The organism is Rhodopseudomonas sp. WA056 (assembly GCF_010906995.1).
Classification (GTDB): Bacteria; Pseudomonadota; Alphaproteobacteria; order Rhizobiales; family Xanthobacteraceae; genus Rhodopseudomonas; species Rhodopseudomonas palustris_G.
Genome location: NZ_QPFS01000010.1, coordinates 24,891 through 43,413, shown reverse-complemented (window position 1 = coordinate 43,413; position 18,523 = coordinate 24,891). Strand labels below are relative to the sequence as shown.

General features: G+C 66.0%; 14 protein-coding genes. 1 reads left to right on the top strand and 13 read right to left on the bottom strand.

The features are described 5' to 3' along the window. The first annotated feature begins 438 nt into the window (after window positions 1–438). Window positions 439–2,586, top strand: a complete 2,148-nt coding sequence (locus DU475_RS04040; RefSeq protein WP_164630839.1) for a tetratricopeptide repeat protein — start codon at window positions 439–441, stop codon at window positions 2,584–2,586. A gap of 12 nt (window positions 2,587–2,598) precedes the next feature. On the opposite strand, the gene DU475_RS04035 is transcribed toward DU475_RS04040, so the two are convergent. From DU475_RS04035 to DU475_RS03975, 13 genes are all read right to left on the bottom strand, one after another. Then, window positions 2,599–4,401 (bottom strand): thiamine pyrophosphate-binding protein, encoded by a 1,803-nt coding sequence (locus DU475_RS04035; protein ID WP_164630837.1) that lies wholly within the window; start codon window positions 4,399–4,401, stop codon window positions 2,599–2,601. Between the two features lie 23 nt (window positions 4,402–4,424). Beyond that, window positions 4,425–5,231 carry an SDR family NAD(P)-dependent oxidoreductase gene (locus tag DU475_RS04030; protein WP_164630835.1) on the bottom strand — a complete coding sequence of 269 codons (807 nt, stop codon included), beginning with the start codon at window positions 5,229–5,231 and terminating at the stop codon, window positions 4,425–4,427. Then, complete coding sequence (locus tag DU475_RS04025) at window positions 5,228–6,157, bottom strand: nucleotidyltransferase family protein (RefSeq protein ID WP_164630834.1); 930 nt, start codon at window positions 6,155–6,157, stop codon at window positions 5,228–5,230. Before DU475_RS04025 ends, DU475_RS04030 begins: the two co-directional genes overlap by 4 nt. Next, on the bottom strand, window positions 6,154–7,638 hold the full coding sequence (locus DU475_RS04020) for a PfkB family carbohydrate kinase (protein WP_164630832.1): 1,485 nt from the start codon (window positions 7,636–7,638) through the stop codon (window positions 6,154–6,156). Before DU475_RS04020 ends, DU475_RS04025 begins: the two co-directional genes overlap by 4 nt. 5 nt (window positions 7,639–7,643) lie before the next feature. Continuing rightward, window positions 7,644–8,699, bottom strand: coding sequence for a zinc-binding dehydrogenase (locus DU475_RS04015; RefSeq protein ID WP_164630830.1), 1,056 nt, complete (start codon window positions 8,697–8,699; stop codon window positions 7,644–7,646). A gap of 150 nt (window positions 8,700–8,849) precedes the next feature. Then, window positions 8,850–9,902 (bottom strand): alpha-ketoacid dehydrogenase subunit beta, encoded by a 1,053-nt coding sequence (locus DU475_RS04010; RefSeq protein WP_164630828.1) that lies wholly within the window; start codon window positions 9,900–9,902, stop codon window positions 8,850–8,852. Between the two features lie 10 nt (window positions 9,903–9,912). Further along, window positions 9,913–10,890, bottom strand: coding sequence for a thiamine pyrophosphate-dependent dehydrogenase E1 component subunit alpha (locus DU475_RS04005; protein WP_164630825.1), 978 nt, complete (start codon window positions 10,888–10,890; stop codon window positions 9,913–9,915). Next, entirely contained in the window at window positions 10,887–11,546 is a 660-nt protein-coding gene (locus tag DU475_RS04000; protein WP_164630823.1) for a class I SAM-dependent methyltransferase, read from the bottom strand. Before DU475_RS04000 ends, DU475_RS04005 begins: the two co-directional genes overlap by 4 nt. Before the next feature lie 8 nt (window positions 11,547–11,554). After that, the gene (locus tag DU475_RS03995; protein WP_164630821.1) at window positions 11,555–12,592 is read right to left on the bottom strand and encodes a GDP-mannose 4,6-dehydratase; all 1,038 of its coding nucleotides are present in this window, start codon (window positions 12,590–12,592) and stop codon (window positions 11,555–11,557) included. Next, window positions 12,589–13,527, bottom strand: a complete 939-nt coding sequence (locus tag DU475_RS03990) for an NAD-dependent epimerase/dehydratase family protein (RefSeq protein ID WP_013501197.1) — start codon at window positions 13,525–13,527, stop codon at window positions 12,589–12,591. Before DU475_RS03990 ends, DU475_RS03995 begins: the two co-directional genes overlap by 4 nt. Before the next feature lie 141 nt (window positions 13,528–13,668). Continuing rightward, the gene (locus DU475_RS03985) at window positions 13,669–14,337 is read right to left on the bottom strand and encodes an SIS domain-containing protein (protein ID WP_013501196.1); all 669 of its coding nucleotides are present in this window, start codon (window positions 14,335–14,337) and stop codon (window positions 13,669–13,671) included. 123 nt (window positions 14,338–14,460) lie between these two features. Further along, entirely contained in the window at window positions 14,461–15,393 is a 933-nt protein-coding gene (locus tag DU475_RS03980; RefSeq protein ID WP_164630819.1) for an FkbM family methyltransferase, read from the bottom strand. A gap of 149 nt (window positions 15,394–15,542) precedes the next feature. Next, entirely contained in the window at window positions 15,543–18,221 is a 2,679-nt protein-coding gene (locus tag DU475_RS03975) for a DUF1522 domain-containing protein (RefSeq protein WP_013501194.1), read from the bottom strand. Between the last annotated feature and the right edge of the window lie 302 nt (window positions 18,222–18,523).

Genomic DNA, 18,523 nt, shown 5'->3' with positions numbered 1-18,523 from the left:
CGCTCGCCGGTTGTGTTTAGACGCCTGTTCTGGAGAGGGACCTCGGCTGCACGACACACGTGCGCACCGGATCAACGCGGCCGATTCTCGGCCTACCTTCTTCCTGAGCACCGGGGACTATGGCCGGGGCCATTTAAAATATGGTTAACAGCATCTTAAGGAGAAAAACTCCAATTGAATCAATACTCGACACCAGCTCAGATGCGCTGCTGGTGCGTCGTTCGGGAAATTCCGCGGGCTGATTCGCGCCTGCCCCGCCCCCGAATCCGTGCGGTATCGTCGCCACGCAGCATGAGGCACGGCTTTTGCCGGGGTGAGGCGCGATGGTTAATGAATTATTCACGCGACCGGCAGAGGATGCCTCGCCTGCGGGTCTCTCTGAGGTGCGTCTCAGGACCGGAAGAGGTACGCTCACTCCGTCAGATTCGGATCATCAGAATGCAGCCCGGACGCAGCAAGGCCATTCCCACCGGCAACCGGACCGACAAGGCGTACGAGCCGGTGGTGCTGCTGATGCGTGCCCGGGTCCTGCATCAGCACGGCCAGCTCGACGAAGCGCGCTCCGCCTACAAGAAGGTGCTGAAAAAGGCGCCGGACAATTTCACCGCGCTGCACTTCTACGCGCTCGCCGAATATCAGAGCGGCAATCTCGAGCTCGGCATCCGGTCGCTGAAGCGCGCGCTGCTGATCGAGCCGGGATCTGCCCAGGCGCATTCCGACATGGGCATCATGCTGATCGCCTCGGCTCGGTTCGCCGAAGCCGTCGCGGCCTGCGACAAGGCACTCGCGCTCGATCCTGCCCTTGCGCTCGCATACGCCAATCGCGGCATCGCACTGGCCAGCCTCGCCCGCCACGCCGAGGCGATCGAGAGCTTCGACAGATCGATCGAACTGCTTCCCGGCCGCACCGATAGCTGGAACGATCGCGGCAACGCGCTGCACAAGCTCGGCCGCTACGACGAGGCGCTGGCGAGCTACGCCAGGGCGATCGAAATCGACCCGCTCAACGACATCGCCTTCATCAACCGCGCCACGACGTTCAAGGAACTGAAGCAGTTCGACCAGGCGCTGGCGTGCTACGACCGCGCGCTGTCGATCGGCAAGCGGCCGGTCGAGGCCGGCATCGCCCGCGCCGAGACGCTGCTGTTCATGAGGAACGTCAAGGACGCGCTGGCGACCTGCACCGCGGTGCTGCAGGTCGAGCCGAACTCGGTGCCGGCGCTGACGCTGCTCGGCAATTGCATGGCCGCGCTCGGCGACGCCGAGACCGCCACCACCCTGCACAGTCGCGCGCTGGAGCTGCGCCCGAACTTCGAAGCGGCGATCTCGAGCAAGATCTTCTCGATGGATTTCTGCGCCGGTTCGACCATCGAGGCCCAGCAGGCGACCCGCAAGACCTGGTGGACGCAAGTCGGCGCGCCGATCTACCGGGCCTGCGCGGTGCCGCCGACCAACGATCGCGATCCCGACCGCCGTCTGGTGGTCGGCTACGTCTCGGCCGACTTCCGTGCGCACTCGGCGGCGTTTTCGTTCCGCCCGGTGATCGAGCATCACGACCGCAGCCAATTCGAAGTGGTGCTGTACTCGGGCGTGGTGATCCCCGACGACGTCACGCGGGCGTTCGAGGCGACCGCCGACAAGTGGCGGGACATGACCCACATGACCGACCAGCAGCTCGCCGACCAGATCAAGCAGGACAAGGTCGACGTCCTGGTCGATCTGTCCGGCCATTCCGGCGGCAACCGGCTGCGCGTGTTCGCCCGCAAGCCGGCGCCGGTCCAGGTCACCGCCTGGGGCCACGCCACCGGCACCGGCCTGCCGGTGATGGACTATCTGCTCGGCGACCCGGTGGCGATCCCGGTCGAAGACCGGCACTTCTATGCCGAGGCGATCTACGACCTGCCGTCGATCGTGATCGTCGAGCCGCTGCCCGACGAGTGGCGCTCGCAGGACCTGCCGTTCGACCGCAACGGCTATCTGACCTACGGCTCGCTGAACCGGATCTCCAAGATGTCGGACGCGGCGATCGAGGTGTGGGCGCAGTTGCTCGCGGCGGTGCCGACGTCACGGCTGATCCTGAAGGACCACCAGATCGACGATCCGGCGGTGCGACAGACGCTGCTGGAGAAGTTTGCCGCGCGCGGCATCGCGGCGGACCGGATCACCCTGCTCGGATCCAGTTCGCGCCAGGACCACCTCGAAACCCTCAAACAGATCGATCTCTGCCTCGACCCGTTCCCGCAGGCCGGCGGCGTCTCGACCTGGGAAGCGCTATACATGGGCGTCGCGGTCGTCAGCCGGCTCGGCAACGCCGTCTCCAGCCGGGTCGGCTGCGCGGTGCTCGCCGCCGCAGGGCTGCCGGACTTCATCGCGACCGACGATGCGCGCTACATCGAGATCGCCAGCAAACCGGATCTGGAGCGGCTGCGCTCGATCCGGCGCGGCCTGCGCGACTTCATCCTGGAGCGCTGCGGCCCGGCCGCCTACACCCGCGCGGTCGAAGACGCTTACCGGACAATGTGGAAACGCTGGTGCGCCACCCCGTTCGACGAGGCCAAGGACCGGGCGCTGCGCCGCGGACGCTGAGCCCATTTCGCACTACACCCCCGCGCCGCCGCTGTGCTTCGGCGCGGTGCCGGCGACGAACGGCGCGATCAGCATCTCGCGCTTGATCAGCTCGTCGTCGATCGCCGGCAACTGGCTCTCCAGCGGCGCGCCGAACTTCAGCACCGGATACAGCTTCTGCGCCGGATTGATTTCGACGTTGCAGAAAACCGGCCCGTTGCGGGCATAGACCTCGCGGAGCTGGCCGGCGATGTCGACGCTGCGGCTGATCGTGACCACCGGCAGGTCCATCGCCTCGGCGACTTTGCTGAAATCGACGAACGACAATCCGCTCGGCGCATCGACGCCGACATAGTGGCCGTCGAGCCAGGTCTCCAGCGTCTGCTTCTGGATGCCGTGGCCGTGGTTGTTGAACAGCATCAGCCGCACCGGCAGTTGGTGCCGCTTCAGCAGCGCCAGTTCGCCGAGTGACAGCATCAGGCCGCCGTCGCCGATGATGCAGGTGACGCCGCCTTTCGTCTGTACCGCGGCCCCGATCGACGCCGCCAGCGCGTAGCCCATCGCGGTGTTGTTCCAGTCCGAGATCAGCCGCTGGCCGCGCTTGATGCGGAAGCCGTTGCAGGTCCAGGTCAGGTTGCCGCCGGTGTCGACATAGAGCAGTTCATCGGCGGGCGCGGCGTCGCTGAGCTTGTCGATGAAGTCGTAGGCGTCGACAAAGCCGGCATTGTCGGGCGCGGGGCCGGGCCGATCGTCCGGCAGCGCGCTGCGCCAATGCGCGATCGTATTCAGCCACGCGTCGCGTAGCGGGGCCGCCTCGACCGCGGCGAGCAGCTTCGGCACGAAGTCATCGAGCCGCGCCGCGATCCGGGTCGCGATGCGAATGCCGCGATCATCGAACTTGTCCATCTCGCCGCGGCTGGCGTCGACCATCACGATCGTCGCCTCGCGGGCGAACGACGGCAGGATGCCGCCGGTGACGTTCTGCGACAGACGGCTGCCGAGGCACAGGATCAGGTCGGCGTTCTGCACCGTGAAATTGCCGAGCCGCGGCCCATAGACGCCGAACGGCCCGACCCGCAGCGGATGATCGGCTGCGATCAGATCGGTCGCCGCCCAGGTTGTCAGCACCGGCATGCCGAGGCGGTCGACGAGCTGATCCAGCATCGACCCGATCCGCGGCGTCGACAGCCCGCCGCCGAGAACCAGCACGGGACGTTTCGCGCGCGCGATCAGCGGCAGCAGCGCCGCAATCTCTGCGTCGAGATCGCTGGATGCGGTTGCCGGTTCCGGCGTGAAGCCAGCGAGCGCTTCGGGATCGATCTCGGCGCGCTGCAGATCGTCAGGCAGATCGATCAGCACCGAACCGGGCCGGCCTTCGAATGCGAGGTAGTACGCCTTCTCCAGATGATAGCGGATGGTGGTGGGATCGGAGATCTGCACCGCGTATTTGGTGACGGTGGCGAAGATCGAGGTGACGTCGGTCTCCTGAAAACCGAGCTGGCGGATCTGATTCTTGCCCTTCAGCCGATGCGTCGCCACCTGTCCGGTGATCATCAGCGTCGGCACCGAATCGTAATAGGCGCAGCACACCCCGGTCAGCAGGTTGGTGGCGCCGGGGCCCGAGGTGGTGATGGCGACGCCGAGCTTGCCGGTGGCGCGCGCATAGCCGTCGGCAGCGATCGCAGCCGCCTGCTCGTGCTGCGGAAAGATCGGGGTGACGTCCGGATGGCGCTGGGCGGAATCGAACATGGGCACCGCGGCGCCGCCGGAAATCCCGAACACATGGGTGACGCCGCGCCGCGCCAGGAAGTCGATGACATAGTCGGAGAGCTTCACGCTTGTCCTCCTCGCGCGGCCGATCAATTGCCGTGGCGGCGCAGCTTGTAAATGTTCGGATCAGTGACGAGCCGTTCGGTCAGCGCCGCACCGCCGCCGCGCCAGGCATCGTGCACCACCGAGAAATTGCGTCCGCCGGTCGCTGCACGGCCGGCTTCGAACGCCCATTCGATGCAGCCGAAGATATCCTCGTAAGACGTGCCCTGCGCGCCGCTGTCCAGGAATTCGAGGGTGCGGCGCAGATTGACGCCGGCGTCGTCGCCCGCCTCGACGGTCTGACGATGGATCTTGGTGTTGACCCAGCCGGTGCCGACCGCGATCGCGTGCACGTCTTGGTACTCGTCGTCGAGCAATTCGCACAGCTTCACCAGCATCACCTTGCCGAGGCAATAGGCCGAGTAGTTGCGGAACGCGCCATTGATGCCGCCGCCGACCAGGAACGCGACTTTGGTGATCGCCCCCTGCGCGCGATGCGGATACAGCGCGTGCAGCAGCCGCATCTGCGCAACCGAATTCAGCGACAGCGACGCCGCCCAATCCTCGAAATCGCGCCCGAAGAAATCGCCGATCGGCGACAGTTGCCCGGCGGCGCTGATCAGCCGCTCCCACGGTTTGCCGAGCGATGCGATCTCCGCCGCCGCGCTGCGGACGCTGCCGGGATCGGTCAGATCGCAACGCACCAGATGGATGCCGGCATCGGCCTTCAGCTCGTCCAGATTCTCGCTGGACCGATAGGTGCCGATGACATCGTAGCCCCGCGCCCGATAGAGCTGCGCCAGCCTGACGCCGATGTCGCTGGAGATCGCCGCGATGACGACACTGCCGCTCATCGCTGGCCCCCATAGGTCTTTGCCGCAGCCTGCGCGAAGGCTGTGGCGAGAGCGCCGTTGTTGTCGGTCATCAGGCCATACCAGGGATCGTCGCTATTGGTCTCCGTCATTGCGAGCCGAAGGCGAAGCAATCCAGAGGCCCCGCGCACAGGGCTGGATTGCGTCGTCGGCTGCGCCTCCTCGCAATGACGGGGAGAGTTTTCGAACTGAATAGCCGCAAGCAGAAAATCGAGCTGCGCCAGCGCCAGGCTCGAGGGATTGCCGATGTCGCGATGATAGCTGCCATTGTGGAACGCGAAGATCCGCCCCATGAACACAGGCAGCACTTCGGTCGAGAAATCGACCACCGGCTTGCCGAGCGAGGCGATGAAGTCGATCACCTCGGGCTCGACGATATAAACCGCGGCGTTGGCGAGGTTGCCCTTGGGATGCTGCGGCTTCTCGTCCATCTCCAGCACGCGGCCGGCGGAGTCGAGCGTGAGGATGCCGCAGCTCTGCGGCTGATCGGTGACGAAGCTCATCATCGTCATCGCCGTATCGGCGGGGCGCTGCGCATGGGCGGCGAGGAAGGCGCGCGGACCGAACAGGCTGAGATTGTCGGCATGGGCGAACAGCGTCGGCCCCTCCATGAAGCGCTCGCGATGCCGCAGCAGCGTGCCGGCGGTGCCGAGCAGCGTGGCTTCGGGCGCCAGGATCACCCGCCCCGACCACGGGCTGCGGCGGATGTACTCGCTCACCAGCTCGGCGTGATGGTGCAGATTGACGACGATCTCCGAGAACCCTGCCTCGCTCAGCATCTGCAGCCACAGCCCGAGCAGCGGGCGCCCTGCGATCGGCATCAGGCATTTCGGCAGCACGTCGGTGAGCGGCGCGAGCCGCGTGCCGAGGCCGGCCGCGACCAGCAGCGCCTTGGCACTCCCGCTCACGTGTCGAGCTCCCGGATGATGTCGCGCGCGGTGACCGGAATGTTGCCGATGCGGCCGACCTGACAGGCGGCGGCGATCGAGGCGAGATAGGCGCTGCGCCAGATGTCGGTGCCGATCGCCAGCGCCAGCGCGGCGCAGACGAAGAACGAGTCGCCGGCGCCCGCAGCGTCTTTCGGCGCGGTGTTGAACGCCGGCAGCCGATCGGTCACCACCGTGCCGGCGCTGCCGGTTTCGGCGTGCACCAACAGGCCCTCGGCCGCCAGCGTCAGGATCACGTTCTTGGCGCGTGCCTTTTCCCGCAACGCCTCGACCAGCACGACCAGACCGGAATCGAAATCGCGCATCGCCAGCCGCGCCTCGCGCTCGGTCGGCTTGATCAGCAGCATCTCGGTGAAGCGTGAGATGTCGCCGACCTGCGACGACGACTGGCTGTCGGCCACCATCGGGACGCCGCGGGCGCGGCACGCCTGCCCGACCGCCTCGACCAGCCGGGTCGGCAGGCAGCCGTAGTTGAAATCCGAGAACACCACGAGATCAGTCGTCGGCAGCCGATGCTCGATCGTCTCCAGCATCCGCGTCTGCAGATCGGCATCGACGTCGTGCTGCTTGAGATGGCTGACGCGCAGCAGCGTCTTGTTGCCGGCGCGGAACCGCTGCTTGGTGGTGGTCGGCCGGCTTTCGTCGGTGAGGATGGTGGCGTCGACATTGTACGACGCCAGCCGCTCGCGGGCGAAGTCCGCCATCGCGTCGCCGCCGCCGACGGTGAGCAGCCCGACCTGGGCGCCCATGCCGGCGGCATGGCCGGCGACGATCCCGGCGCCGCCGACGAACAGCTCGCGCAGCACGGGAGTCACCACGATGGTCGGATCTTCCTGCGACAGGCCGAGCGGATCGCAGGCGATGTATTCGTCGACGATCAGGTCGCCGATCACCAGCACCCGCAGCTTCGGAAATCCCGCCAGCACGCTCTTCAGCTCGAGCGGTTCGAAGCGATGCCTCCGCGGGTAGTCGAGCGGCTTGACGATCGACGACGGATTGAATTCGCGGAACTCGCGCTTGATCAGATCGAGCGACGAGAACGCGACTTCGCCGGAGGAGAACACCAGGCGGCCGCCATAGCCATCGAGCACCGCCTTTTCGGGATTGTCGGCGCCCTCGTGCTCCTTGCCTTTGACCACGACATTCGGCTGCAGCGCCGCGATGAAATCCTCCGCAGCATCGTGCAGCAGGAAGGCGTGGTCGACCACGCCGATCGCGCGCACGCCTTCGAGCCGCAGCTCGGCCGGCAGCATCCAGTCGTAGCCGGGATCGGCGGTGACGCCGACCACCAGATAGTCACCGCAATCGGCGGCGAATTTCAGAAGCCGCAGATGGCCGGGGTGGACGATGTTGAAATTGCCCGACACGAACACGATGCTGCGGCGGCGCCCGGCTTTCTTCCGGATCTCCGCGAGCGTGGCGCCGGTCTCGGGATGCAGCATCGTCGTCACCTCAGCGACGGATCGATTTCGATCAGCGGGCGCACGCTGCGGCGATGTTCGAGATCGTCCAGCGCCTCGTTGATTTCGTCGAGCGTGTAGCGCCGGGTGAACATCGCATCGAGCGGCAGCTTGCCGTCGCGATACAGTCCCGCCAGCAATTCGATGTCGCGCTCCGGCTTGGCATCGCCTCCCCAGGTGCCGAGGATCCGCTTGCCGCAGATCAGCTCGAACGGGTCGAGCGCGATCTTCTCGCCGCTGCGCGGATGCGAGGCGAACACGCACAGTCCGCCGAACCGCCGCGTGGCGTCGAACGCCTGCTCGATCACGCGGGTCAGGCCGGCGGACTCGATCGCGATGTCGACGCCGAGGCCGCCGGTGAGCTTGCGGATCTCCTCGACCGGATCGCTTTGCGAGGCGTCGATCACCGTGGTCGCGCCCAGTTCTGTCGCCATCTTCAGCTTGGCGGCTTCGACATCGACCGCAATCACCTGCTTGCAGGCGAACAGCTTGCAGGCCATCAGCGCCGCGAGCCCAATGCCGCCGAGGCCGAACACCGCCAGCGTCGAACCGGGCTGCGGCTTGGCGATGTTGATGACGATGCCGGCGCCGACCGGCAGCGCGCAGCCGAACAGCACCGCGACATCCATCGGCAGCCCGGCCGGCAGCGGCGTGAGACGGTTTTCCGCGACCACGGCGTATTCGTTGAAGGTGGTGACGGCGCCGGCGTTGATGACGCGCTCCCCGCTGGGATAGCGCACGCCCTGGGTGTCGGCCCCCTGCCCCTTGATCCAGCCGAGAATGACACGGTCGCCACGCTTGACCTTGGTGACGCCCGCGCCGGTCTCGACGACGACGCCCGAGCCTTCATGCCCGAGCATATGAGGCAGATAGCGATCCGGTCCGCGTCCGCCGCGCGCTTCCATCACCTGGCTGTGGCAGACGCCGGAGTAAGCCAGCTTGACCAATACCTGTCCGGCCGCGAGCGGCGGCGCCTCGACCATCTCGATTGAGAGCGGCTGGTTCAGCTCGTGCAGCACCGCCGCGCGGAAGGTCACAGGCATGACAACCTCCGCCTATTCGAGTCCCGCCCTCGCCCCGTCATTGCGAACGAAGCGAAGCAATCCAGGAGCTCCGTGCACTGAGCCAGTGGATTGCCTCGTCGGCTTCGCCTCCTCGCAATGACGGTGAGAGATCGTGCCATCATCGCGCCCTCAAAACGGTCCCGAGAACCAGGTGCCCGGCACGTCGTGCGGGAAACTGCGCTGGGCGATCAGCGAGGCGGTTTCGACCTCGCGTCCCAGCATGTCACCGACGGCCTCGGCGATGTGCTCGGCGCGGACGTGGTAAGTCTTCGTCAGCGCCGGGCTGGTGGCCTCGGGCACGTCCGGCGCCGCGAGCCGCTGCGGCGCGCATTTCAGGCTGGCGAAGTGATCGGTCGCGATCCGCGCCACGATCTCGCCGGCGACGCCGCCGGTCAGATGCCCGGAATCCAGTGCCAGCAGCCGCCCGGTCTTCTGCACCGAGGCAATCACTGTCGGCCAATCCAGCGGACGAATGCTGCGCAGATCGATCAGATCGCAGGCAATGCCTTGGGCCGCCAGATGATCGACCGCGTGCAGCGCTTCGACCGTCATATAGCTCATCGCCACGATCGTCACCGCATCGCCCTGGCGCACCACACGCGCCTTGCCGAGCGGGGTGCGGACATCGCCCGTCGGCACCTCGCCCTGCATATTGTGCAGCCAGCGATGCTCCAGGAAGATCACCGGGTCGTCGTCGAAAATCGATCCGAGCAGCAGGCCCTTGGCGTCCTCCGCGGTGGTCGGCATCACCACCTTCAGCCCGGGAATGTGCGCGAACCAGGATTGCAGGCTCTGCGAATGGGTCGGGCCCTGACCCCAGCCACGGCCGATGATCATCCGGATGGTGATCGGCACGCCGCGCTTGCCGCCGAACATGAAGCGCCATTTGGCGGCATTGTTGACGAGCTGATCGAGCGACAGCAGCGCGAAGTCGAGCCGCTGATGCGTCATCACCGGCCGCATCCCGTTCAGCGCCGCGCCGATCGCAAAGCCGGTCATCGCCGCTTCCGAGGTCGGCATGTCGAACACCCGGTGCGAGCCGAACTCTTTGTGCAAATCGAGCGTGGTGCCGAACACGCCCTTGGGATCGTCGGTGCCGAGGCCGAAGCAGATCACGTTCGGATCGGCCGCCAGCGCGGTGGCCAGCCCATCCCGGATCGCGGCGGCGAAGCTTGTTGCCATTCCGCCCTCCTCAGCCTGCGGTCGACGCATAGACGTCGGTGAAGGCGTCTTCGGGCGGCGGGAACGGCGAGCTTTCTGCGAAGGCGAACGCCTCCTCGATCTCGGCATCGATCTCCGCCTGCATGTCGGCGACGTCGGCGTCGGTGACGATGGCTTCGGTGATCAGCGCGCGCTGCAGCGCCGGCACAGGATCGCGCAGCTTCCACGCCTCGAACTCGGCAACGCTGCGATAGCCGAGATCGTTGTCGTACATCGGGCCGCAGTGCTCGCGCCAGCGATAGGTCTCGAACTCGTAAAACCGCGGCCCCTCGCCGGCCCGGATCGCCGCCACCCCTTCGCTCAGGGCGGCATAGACCGCGCGCGCGTCGTTGCCGTCGCCGTGATGGGTGGTCAGGCCGAAGCCGGCGACCAGTTCGGACGGCTTACGCCCCGGCGGCTGCCGCACGCTCAGCGGCGAATACACCGAGTAGCCGTTGTTCTCGCACAGGAACAACACCGGGAGCTGCTTCACCATCGCGAAGTTCACCGACTCGAAGAACACGCCGGTCTCCGGCACCGCGTCGCCGAGGAACACACACGAAATCTGGCCGGTCTTGTTGAGCTTCATCGGATAGGACAGTCCGACACCGACCGGCACGGTGCCGCCGACGATCGCGGTCGAGCCCATGAAGCCGACGCTCTCGTCGATCAGATGCATCGAGCCGCCCTTGCCGCGGGCGCAGCCGGTGACCTTGCCGTAGATCTCGGCGATCATCGCCTTCAGCGATCCGCCCTTGGCGAGATAATGCGCGTGGGCGCGATGCCCGCTGACCGCAAGATCGGTCGGCCTCAGCACCGCACCTGCCGCCGCGGCGACCGCCTCCTGCCCGACCGACAGATGCGTCGGGCAGCGCATCTTCTGCTCGCCGTAACGCGCCGCGATGGTCTCCTCCACGCTGCGGATCCGCAGCATGTCGAACAGCAGGCGGCGCGACGTCTCGGGGTTCATGGGATGAACCAGTAGTAGTCGCCGGTGTAGCCGACCTCGGCGAAGAACGCCTTCCACTCGTCGACATGCATGATGGTCTGCGCGGTCAGGTTCCACGCCGTCATCCGGCGCTTCTCCTCGTCGTCGCGATAGGCATCGACGGTGATGAATGCGCCCCTGCGCGCGACCCGCTCGATCTCGCGCAGCGCGGTGGCGCAGTCGTCGCGGACGAGATTGTGCACGGTGTTGATCGAGATCACCACGTCGAACGACTTATCGGCGAACGGCAGCTTCACCGCGCTGGCGACGCCGACATGCGGCTTCATGTCGTCGATCGCGTGGGCGATGGCGTATTCCGAAACGTCGACGCCCTTCACGGTGATGCCGGGGATCAGTTCGGCCATGTCGTGCAGCATGAAGCCCTTGGCGCAGCCGACGTCGAGCACCGAGGATTCGGCCGAGAGCCCGAAATGCTGCTGAAAAGTCGGGATCACCGGCTGCCAGAACCGCGGCATGTAGTTGAAGCCGCCATAGCCGTGGCGGCGGTCGCCGTCGAAGAACTCCTTGCCGAAGCGCCGCGCGATCGCGCGATCCTCTTCCGACTTGGTCTGGCCGCGCTCGTCGACGTTGCGCTTGGTACGCGGATAATTGACGAGCAGATCGATTTCCTGACCCATCGCGGTCCTCAAGGCTTGTGCGCGTAGTCGAACGGCTGGCTCTTCAGTTCCTCGAACCATCGATCGATCCAGGCGATCGTCTGTTCGATGCCCTGCTCCAGCGTGATCTGGTCGCTCCAGCCCAGCTCGCTGCGCAGCTTGCTGCTGTCGAGCTTGTAGGCGGCGTCCTTGCCGAGCCGCTCGCCGACGATCTCGACCTGGTCCTCGAACCGCGCCCCCATCATCGTGCAGATCATCTCGACCAGCGCGCGGATGGTGACGATGCGGTCGGTGGAGATGTGATAGCTGTCGCCGAGCTTGCCATTGCAGGCGATCCGCCGGGTGGCGTCGGCGACGTCGGCGGCGTGGATGAACGAGCGCTCCGAAGTGCCGCCGCCGTGCAGTTGCAGTTTGCGGCCGAGCTTGATGAACAGGATGGTGCGCGGCACGATCCGGTACAGCCGCTGCCCGGGGCCGTAGACATTGGCGGCGCGGGTGAACAGCACCGGAAAGCCGTAGGCACGGAAATACGAGCGCAGGCTCATGTCGCCGGCCGCGCGCGACACCGCATAGGGCGTCGAGGGATCGAACACCGCGTCCTCGGTCAGCGTGCCGGTGGCGTTGCCATAGACTTCCGGCGTGGTGACGTGGACGTAGCGCTCGAGGAAGTCGCAAGTCCGGAGCCGCTCGTGCAGCCGCACCGTCGACACCACATTGGTCATGAACCAATGATCCGGGTTGGCCCAGCTCTCGCCGACCATGCTTTGGGCTGCAAAATTGATGATGCAGGGAAACCGCTCGGCGGTCACCAGTTGCATGATCGCGTCGAGATCGTGATTGAGGTCGAGCCTGTGAAACCGGAAGCGGTCGGCATTCTTCCAGCGATACGGCAGGAACGCCGGGTGCGGCTCGTCGGAGCGGCTGATGCCGACGACCTCGGCGCCCTGGTCGAGCAGATAGCTGACCATCGAAGCGCCGGTGAACGAGTTCGAACCGATCACCAGATATTTGTCGAAGCCCGCGCGGGCCATTGCACACGGCGCGGACGCGGGAACGATACCGGTCACGCCTGCAGGCTCCGCTGCATCCAGCGCAGATTGTAGTGACGGTCCTCGTTCTTCAATTCGCCGCGCTGGAACTTGACGATGATCTCGCGGATCGCGTCGTTGACCGTCTTCTTCGGCTTGAAGCCGGTCGCCAGCAGCTTGTCGGAGTTGATCCGGTAGGAGCGCGGGTCGTTCGAGGCGGTGACGGTGATCTTGGTCGGCACCTGGGCGTCGACCATCCTGGCGATGTCCAGGATCGAGATGTTCTCGAACCCGGCATTGTAGATGCCGCGCAGCTCGGGCCGGTCGAGCAACATCAGATACAGGTCGGTGATGTCGTCGATGTGGATGTTGGGACGAACCTGATTGCCGCCGAACACGGTGATCTCGCCATTGGTCAGCGCCTGCATGGTCAGCATGTTGACCGAGACGTCGAGCCGCATCCGCGGCGACGGCCCGCACACCGTCGCAGGCCGCACGATCTGCACCGCCATGTCGCCGGCATAGCTGAGCATCACCCGCTCGGCCACCATCTTGGTCTTGTTGTATTCCGAGATCGGCTCCAGCGTCAGATCCTCGGTGACCTGCTCCTCGTCCTTGATGCCGTAGACGCTGCCGGACGAGGCGTAGACGAAGCGCTGGATGCCGGCGCGCGCGGCGCGGTCGGCGAGCTGCATGGTGGCGAGCGCGCTGATCTCCCAGGTCAGCTTGGGATCGAGATCACCGCACGGATCGTTGGCGACCGAAGCGAGATGCACGATCGCGTCGATCCCGGAGAGATCGATCGAGCTGGTATCGCGGACGTCGCCGCGCACGACGGTGAGCGCGGGATGCGGCGGCAGATCGTTGCCGAACCACATGATGTCGAACGCCACCACCTCGTCGCCGCGCGCCAATAGCTTCGGCACCAGCGTGGTTCCGACGTAGCCGCAGGCGCCGGTCACCAGGATCTTCATCGTGTCGTTCCCACCGATAAGCCAGCCTCACAGCGCGCCGAATCGGGGCGCGGGCGAATCAACTCAGCTCTGAATGCAAGAGATACACGCATTTTTGCATGCCCTGATAGGGCCGCGCAGATCGCCGCCCGGCCCGGCCGGTCAGCCGGCCGCAGGCAGCGGCACGCGCTGGCCGCAGGCGAAATCGAGGATGGCATGGCAGATCGTCAGATGGCCCAGTTCGACGAAGCCATATTGGTCGGAGGCCAGATAGAAATTGATATCGCCCTCGCGGCGCAGCGGATTGTCCGCCGAAAATCCGCTCAAGGTAATCACCCGGCAGCCACGCACACGGGCCGCGGCCACCGCGTTGAGGATGTTCGGGGATCGGCCGGACGAGGAAATCGCGATCAACAGATCGCCTTCCTGCGCGAACAGCTCGATCTGCTTGGCGAACACCTGCTCGTAGCCGTAATCGTTGCCGAGGCAGGTCAGCATCGCGCCGTCGTTCAGGCAGAGCGCCCGCATGCCGCCGTTCTTGGAATAGTCGGTGGCCATGTGGCTGGCGATCGCGGCGCTGCCGCCATTGCCGATGAACATCAGCTTGCGGCCATCGGCATGCACTTCGCGGGCCCAGGCGATCACCAGCGAGGCGGCGACTTCCTGCGCGAACGGGCGGCCTTCGCAGTCGGAGGCCTGCGCGGCGGCGAGCGTCGCCCGGAGGTGGTCGTAATAGCCGAGCATCTGCCGTTTCGACAGCAGCGGCGTCGCGGCGACGTCGTCAGCCACGTCGTCGGGAACGGGAGCGGTGCTGTTACGCGACTGCGTCATCGGCGTCCTCGGCATTCCGAACCATCACGGTTGCGCGTGATTCGTTAGCAATGTGTAAATCATGACCGGCCGCCGCCGCGCAGCGTCCCGCGCCTCGGAATACTACCTGGCAGGCACGAAGGGTCATGACGGCGGCAACCCGGGGATCGCGTCCCCGGCAGTGAGGAACGCGCTGCCCTGTTTGTAGGAGGTCGGCAGATCAGCCAGCGTCTCCGCCCGGCGCCAGCCGGTCTTCTGTGTGAACAGATGCACGCCGGCGCTGCGCGCATAGTCGAAGATCGCCGCGGCATTGGCGTCGCTGCCGATCTCGAGCATGACGTCGATCGTCGCCCAGCGTTCGCGCGGCAGCGAGGTGATGATCACCGCCTCGTGGCCTTCGGCGTCGATCTTGGCGAAGTCGGCCTTCGCGGCGATGTCGTCGAACCCGGCGAGGCGGACCTTGAAGCGGTCGATCTCACCATAGGGATCGAGCTTGGCGCCGGCGATGTGGCTGCCGGTGGTGTTGCCGCGCAGTCGGAGGAACTCGGCCTCGCCGGCTTGTGCCGACACCGCCGCTTCGTTGACGTGGACGGTGGTGACGCCGTTGGCGCGCATATTGGCCTGAAACAGCGCGACGTGCTCCGGGTCCGGTTCGTAGGTTTCGACCGCAAAGCCGCAGCGAGCCATTATCAGGCTGTGCAAGCCGATATTGCCGCCGATGTCGGCGACGCGCCGATAGCGGCCGCGGTTCTGCCAGTAGAACGAAAACAGGATCAGTTCGTCGAGCCCGAACAGGTCGAGCGAGTCCACCGCACCCATCCGGTGATAGGGAAAGCTGATCGGCCCGAACGGCCCGAACCGCACGTCGCGGCCGCCGCGCCCGAACAGCGCCACCACGGCGCTACGCGCCGCCGAAGCCAGCGCCGTGTAGGCGGCACCGCCAGGGGCGTGATGCCGCGCCAGCTCGGGCAGCGCGGCGATGATGTCGGCGAGGATCTGGTCGGGAGCCGGTGCGCACGGCACCGGCGCGCCCGAAGGCGCAGCGACGAAATCGGCCGTCGGGGCGGTGTCGGTCATGCAACGGCGCCGTTTCCAGGAGAACCCGAATCACCTGCACCTTACTGCATCGCCGCCCGCAACACGAACCTCGGGGCAGCGCCAGCCGGGCAGAAAAGGCGGCAGGGTCGCCCCCGCCGCCTTCGGTCGTTCGATCGGCTACGCCGCGATTAGCGGAGGAGCTGCAGCACGCTCTGCTGCGACTGGTTGGCCAGCGACAGAGCGGACACCGCAATCGACTGGCGGGTGGTCAGCGCCTGGCTGTTCGCCGCTTCCTCGTTGGTGTCGGCCAACGTCAGATTCGACGAGCCGGTCTGCAGCACCGCGATCAGGTTCTTCGAGAAGTCCTGACGGGCCTGCACGATCGACAGGTTCGAACCGAACGCGGAGGCCTGCGAGCGGAGCGAGGTCGAGGCCGTGCTCAGCTTGTCCAGGACCGCGTTGGTGGCCTTGTTGTCGATGAAGTCGACGCCCGAGGTCAGGCTCGACAGGCCGAGGCCGGTCGGGTTGAAGGTGACGCCCTGGATCGAGATCGTCGACTTGCCGGTTTCGTTGAACACCAGCTTCAGGGTGTCGCCGTTCAGCAGGTTGACACCGTTGAAGGAGGCATCCTGCGCCGTGGTCTTGATCTGCTCGAGCACGTCGTTGAACTGCTTGACCAGACCGGCGCGGGTGTTCTGGGCGTTGACGTCCGCCACCGGTGCGGTCGGCACCGAGAAGGTCAGGGTCGAGGCCAGAGTGCCGCCGATCACACCGCCGTCCGCGCCACCCAGGGTGTGGGAAGCGTAGTCGTTCGACGCCGAGATCGTCAGCTTGCCGGTGGCGTTGTCGATCGACGCCGACATGTTGTTGGCCGACAGCGCGGTGTTGAGCTGGGCCAGCGACTTGACGGTGCCGTTGGTGCCGTCACCCAGGGTGACATTGACGCCCGCGCCGCCGTTGAACGACGTGAAGGTCAGCGTCTTGCCGTTCAGGCTGCCGGCCGCAGTGCCGCGGGCCGCCTTGAACGAGTCCGAGGTGCCGCTCGAGCCGGTGAGGCCGAGCGCCGACAGGGCGTTGCCGGTGCCGCCGCTGATGCTGAGATCAGAGGCCAGACCGGTCGAGATCTTCAGCGAGCCGCTGGAGATCGTCGAGTTGGCGGTGCCCTGCGCGGTCGAGATCACCGCACCGGAGTTGCCGAGGGTCGCGGTCCGCACGCCGGTGGCGAGGTCGATCGCCTTCAGCACGTCATCGAGCGTACCCTTCTGCAGGTACACGGTCGAGTTGCCGGCGCCGTCGGTTTCGATGTTGCCGCTGATGCCGGTGTGGCTCGACGAGGCGGCCGGGGTGCCGGCATTCTTGAACGTGATGGTCTTGCCGTTCACGTTCAGGGTCGAGCCGTCCTGGATCAGCGTGCCCAGCGTCGAGGCGCTGGTGGTGCGCTGCTTGGTCAGCGTCAACGGACCGGTGCCGGAGGCGGTGGTCAGACCGAGGTTCTTGAACAGATCGGTGAAGCCGGTGATGTTCAAGTCAGCGCCGGTCGAGCTCTGGATCGTGGTGACGCCGCCGGTGGAGGTCGACGCCGTCTGGCCCGAGTTGGTGCTGATGGTGGCGACGCCGTTGGAGATCGTCGCCGACTTGACGCCGTTGGCGAGATCGATCGCGGTCAACAGATCGCCCACCGTGGCATTGGTGAAGTTGGTCTGGTTGCCGAGATAGATCGTCGAGTTGCCGTTGCCGTCGGTACCGATGCGGCCGAGGACGCCGGTGCCGGACGCGATGTTGTTGCCCTGCGGCGCATCGGCAGTCTTGAAGGTGATGGTCTTGCCGTTCACCGTGAGCTGAGTGCCGTCAGAGATCGACGTGCTGGTCAGGCCACCGTTGGTGTTGAACAACTGGGTCGTCGACGAGATCTGCTGCGTCGATGTCGCGGCCGCGGTGGTGTTGATGGTCTGAGCGGTCAACCCGAGCTTGGTGAGAACGGTACCGCCGGAGTTGTCACCGATCGTCAGCGGGCTGTTGGTGCCCGTGTGCAGGGTGATCGCACCTGCGGTGACGGTCGAGGTCAGGCCGGAGTTGTTGTTGATGGTGTCGATGGTGTCGAGCAGCGAGTTGACGGTCTGGTCGATACCGATCGTGTAGTTGCCTTCGCTGTCCTTGCTGGCAGCGCCGGCGGTCGTGAAGGTGATGGTCTTGCCGTTGACGGTGATCGAGTCACCCGAGGCCGGACCGGTCGCCGTCGAAGTCGCCCCGTTGGTCAGCTCACTGATCAGGTTGGTGCCGGCCGCGGTGGCACCGGCAGTGCCGACAGTGAGAGCGCTTCCCGCCGCGGAGTTATCGACGGCTGCCGCGACCACGACGGGCGTGCTGGGATCGGACGCGATGCTGACGATCGCGCCGCCGAGCGTGTCGGTCGAGGACGCCGCGGTGGTGCCGCCGGCGGTACCATCGAAGATCACGTTCGAAGTCGCAACCGCGTTGCTGAAGCTCTGGGTGCCGCGCAGGTCGTCAGCGGTGGCGCCGGAGATGGTCGCCGACACGTTCGACTTGGTGGAATAGCCGGAGGTGGTCTGCAGCGCCTGGTTGGCGATCGACTTGGCACTGTCCACCAGCTTGTTCAGCGAGGTGATGCCGGTGTTGGCGGCCTGCAGGATCTGCACGCCGTTGCCGATGCCGTCGAGCAGGTTGTTGATGTCGCTGGCGCGGCTGTCGAGCGAAGTGGCGGTGAAGAAGTTGGTCGGATTGTCGAGCGCCGTGTTCACCTTCTTGCCGGACGACAGGCGGCTCTGGGTGGTGGCGAGCAAGTCGGCCGTGGCCTGAAGCGACGAGAGGTTCTGGCGGACGGCGTTGGATAGAACGATACCGGACATATTAAAGCTACCTTCCTGGTGTGCTAACGCGATCTTCTTGATCGGCCGCGGCACCTTGACCGGCAGAGTCTAAAATTCTGTAAAGTGGGAACAGCGGCTTTGATGGAAGGAATCGCCCGTAAAATCACTGGTTTGTGCAAAATGACACGCGCCGCGAGACGGCTCACACGGCCTCGCAAGACTACGTGGTTGGTCGTGATCCGTGAGCGTTTAGGAGGACTTGTGCTGCACATGCGGCAGCTAAGCGACACCAAACCGGTCGCCGCAGGGCCGCCGGAGCGGCGGCCCGCCGTTCAGAGATA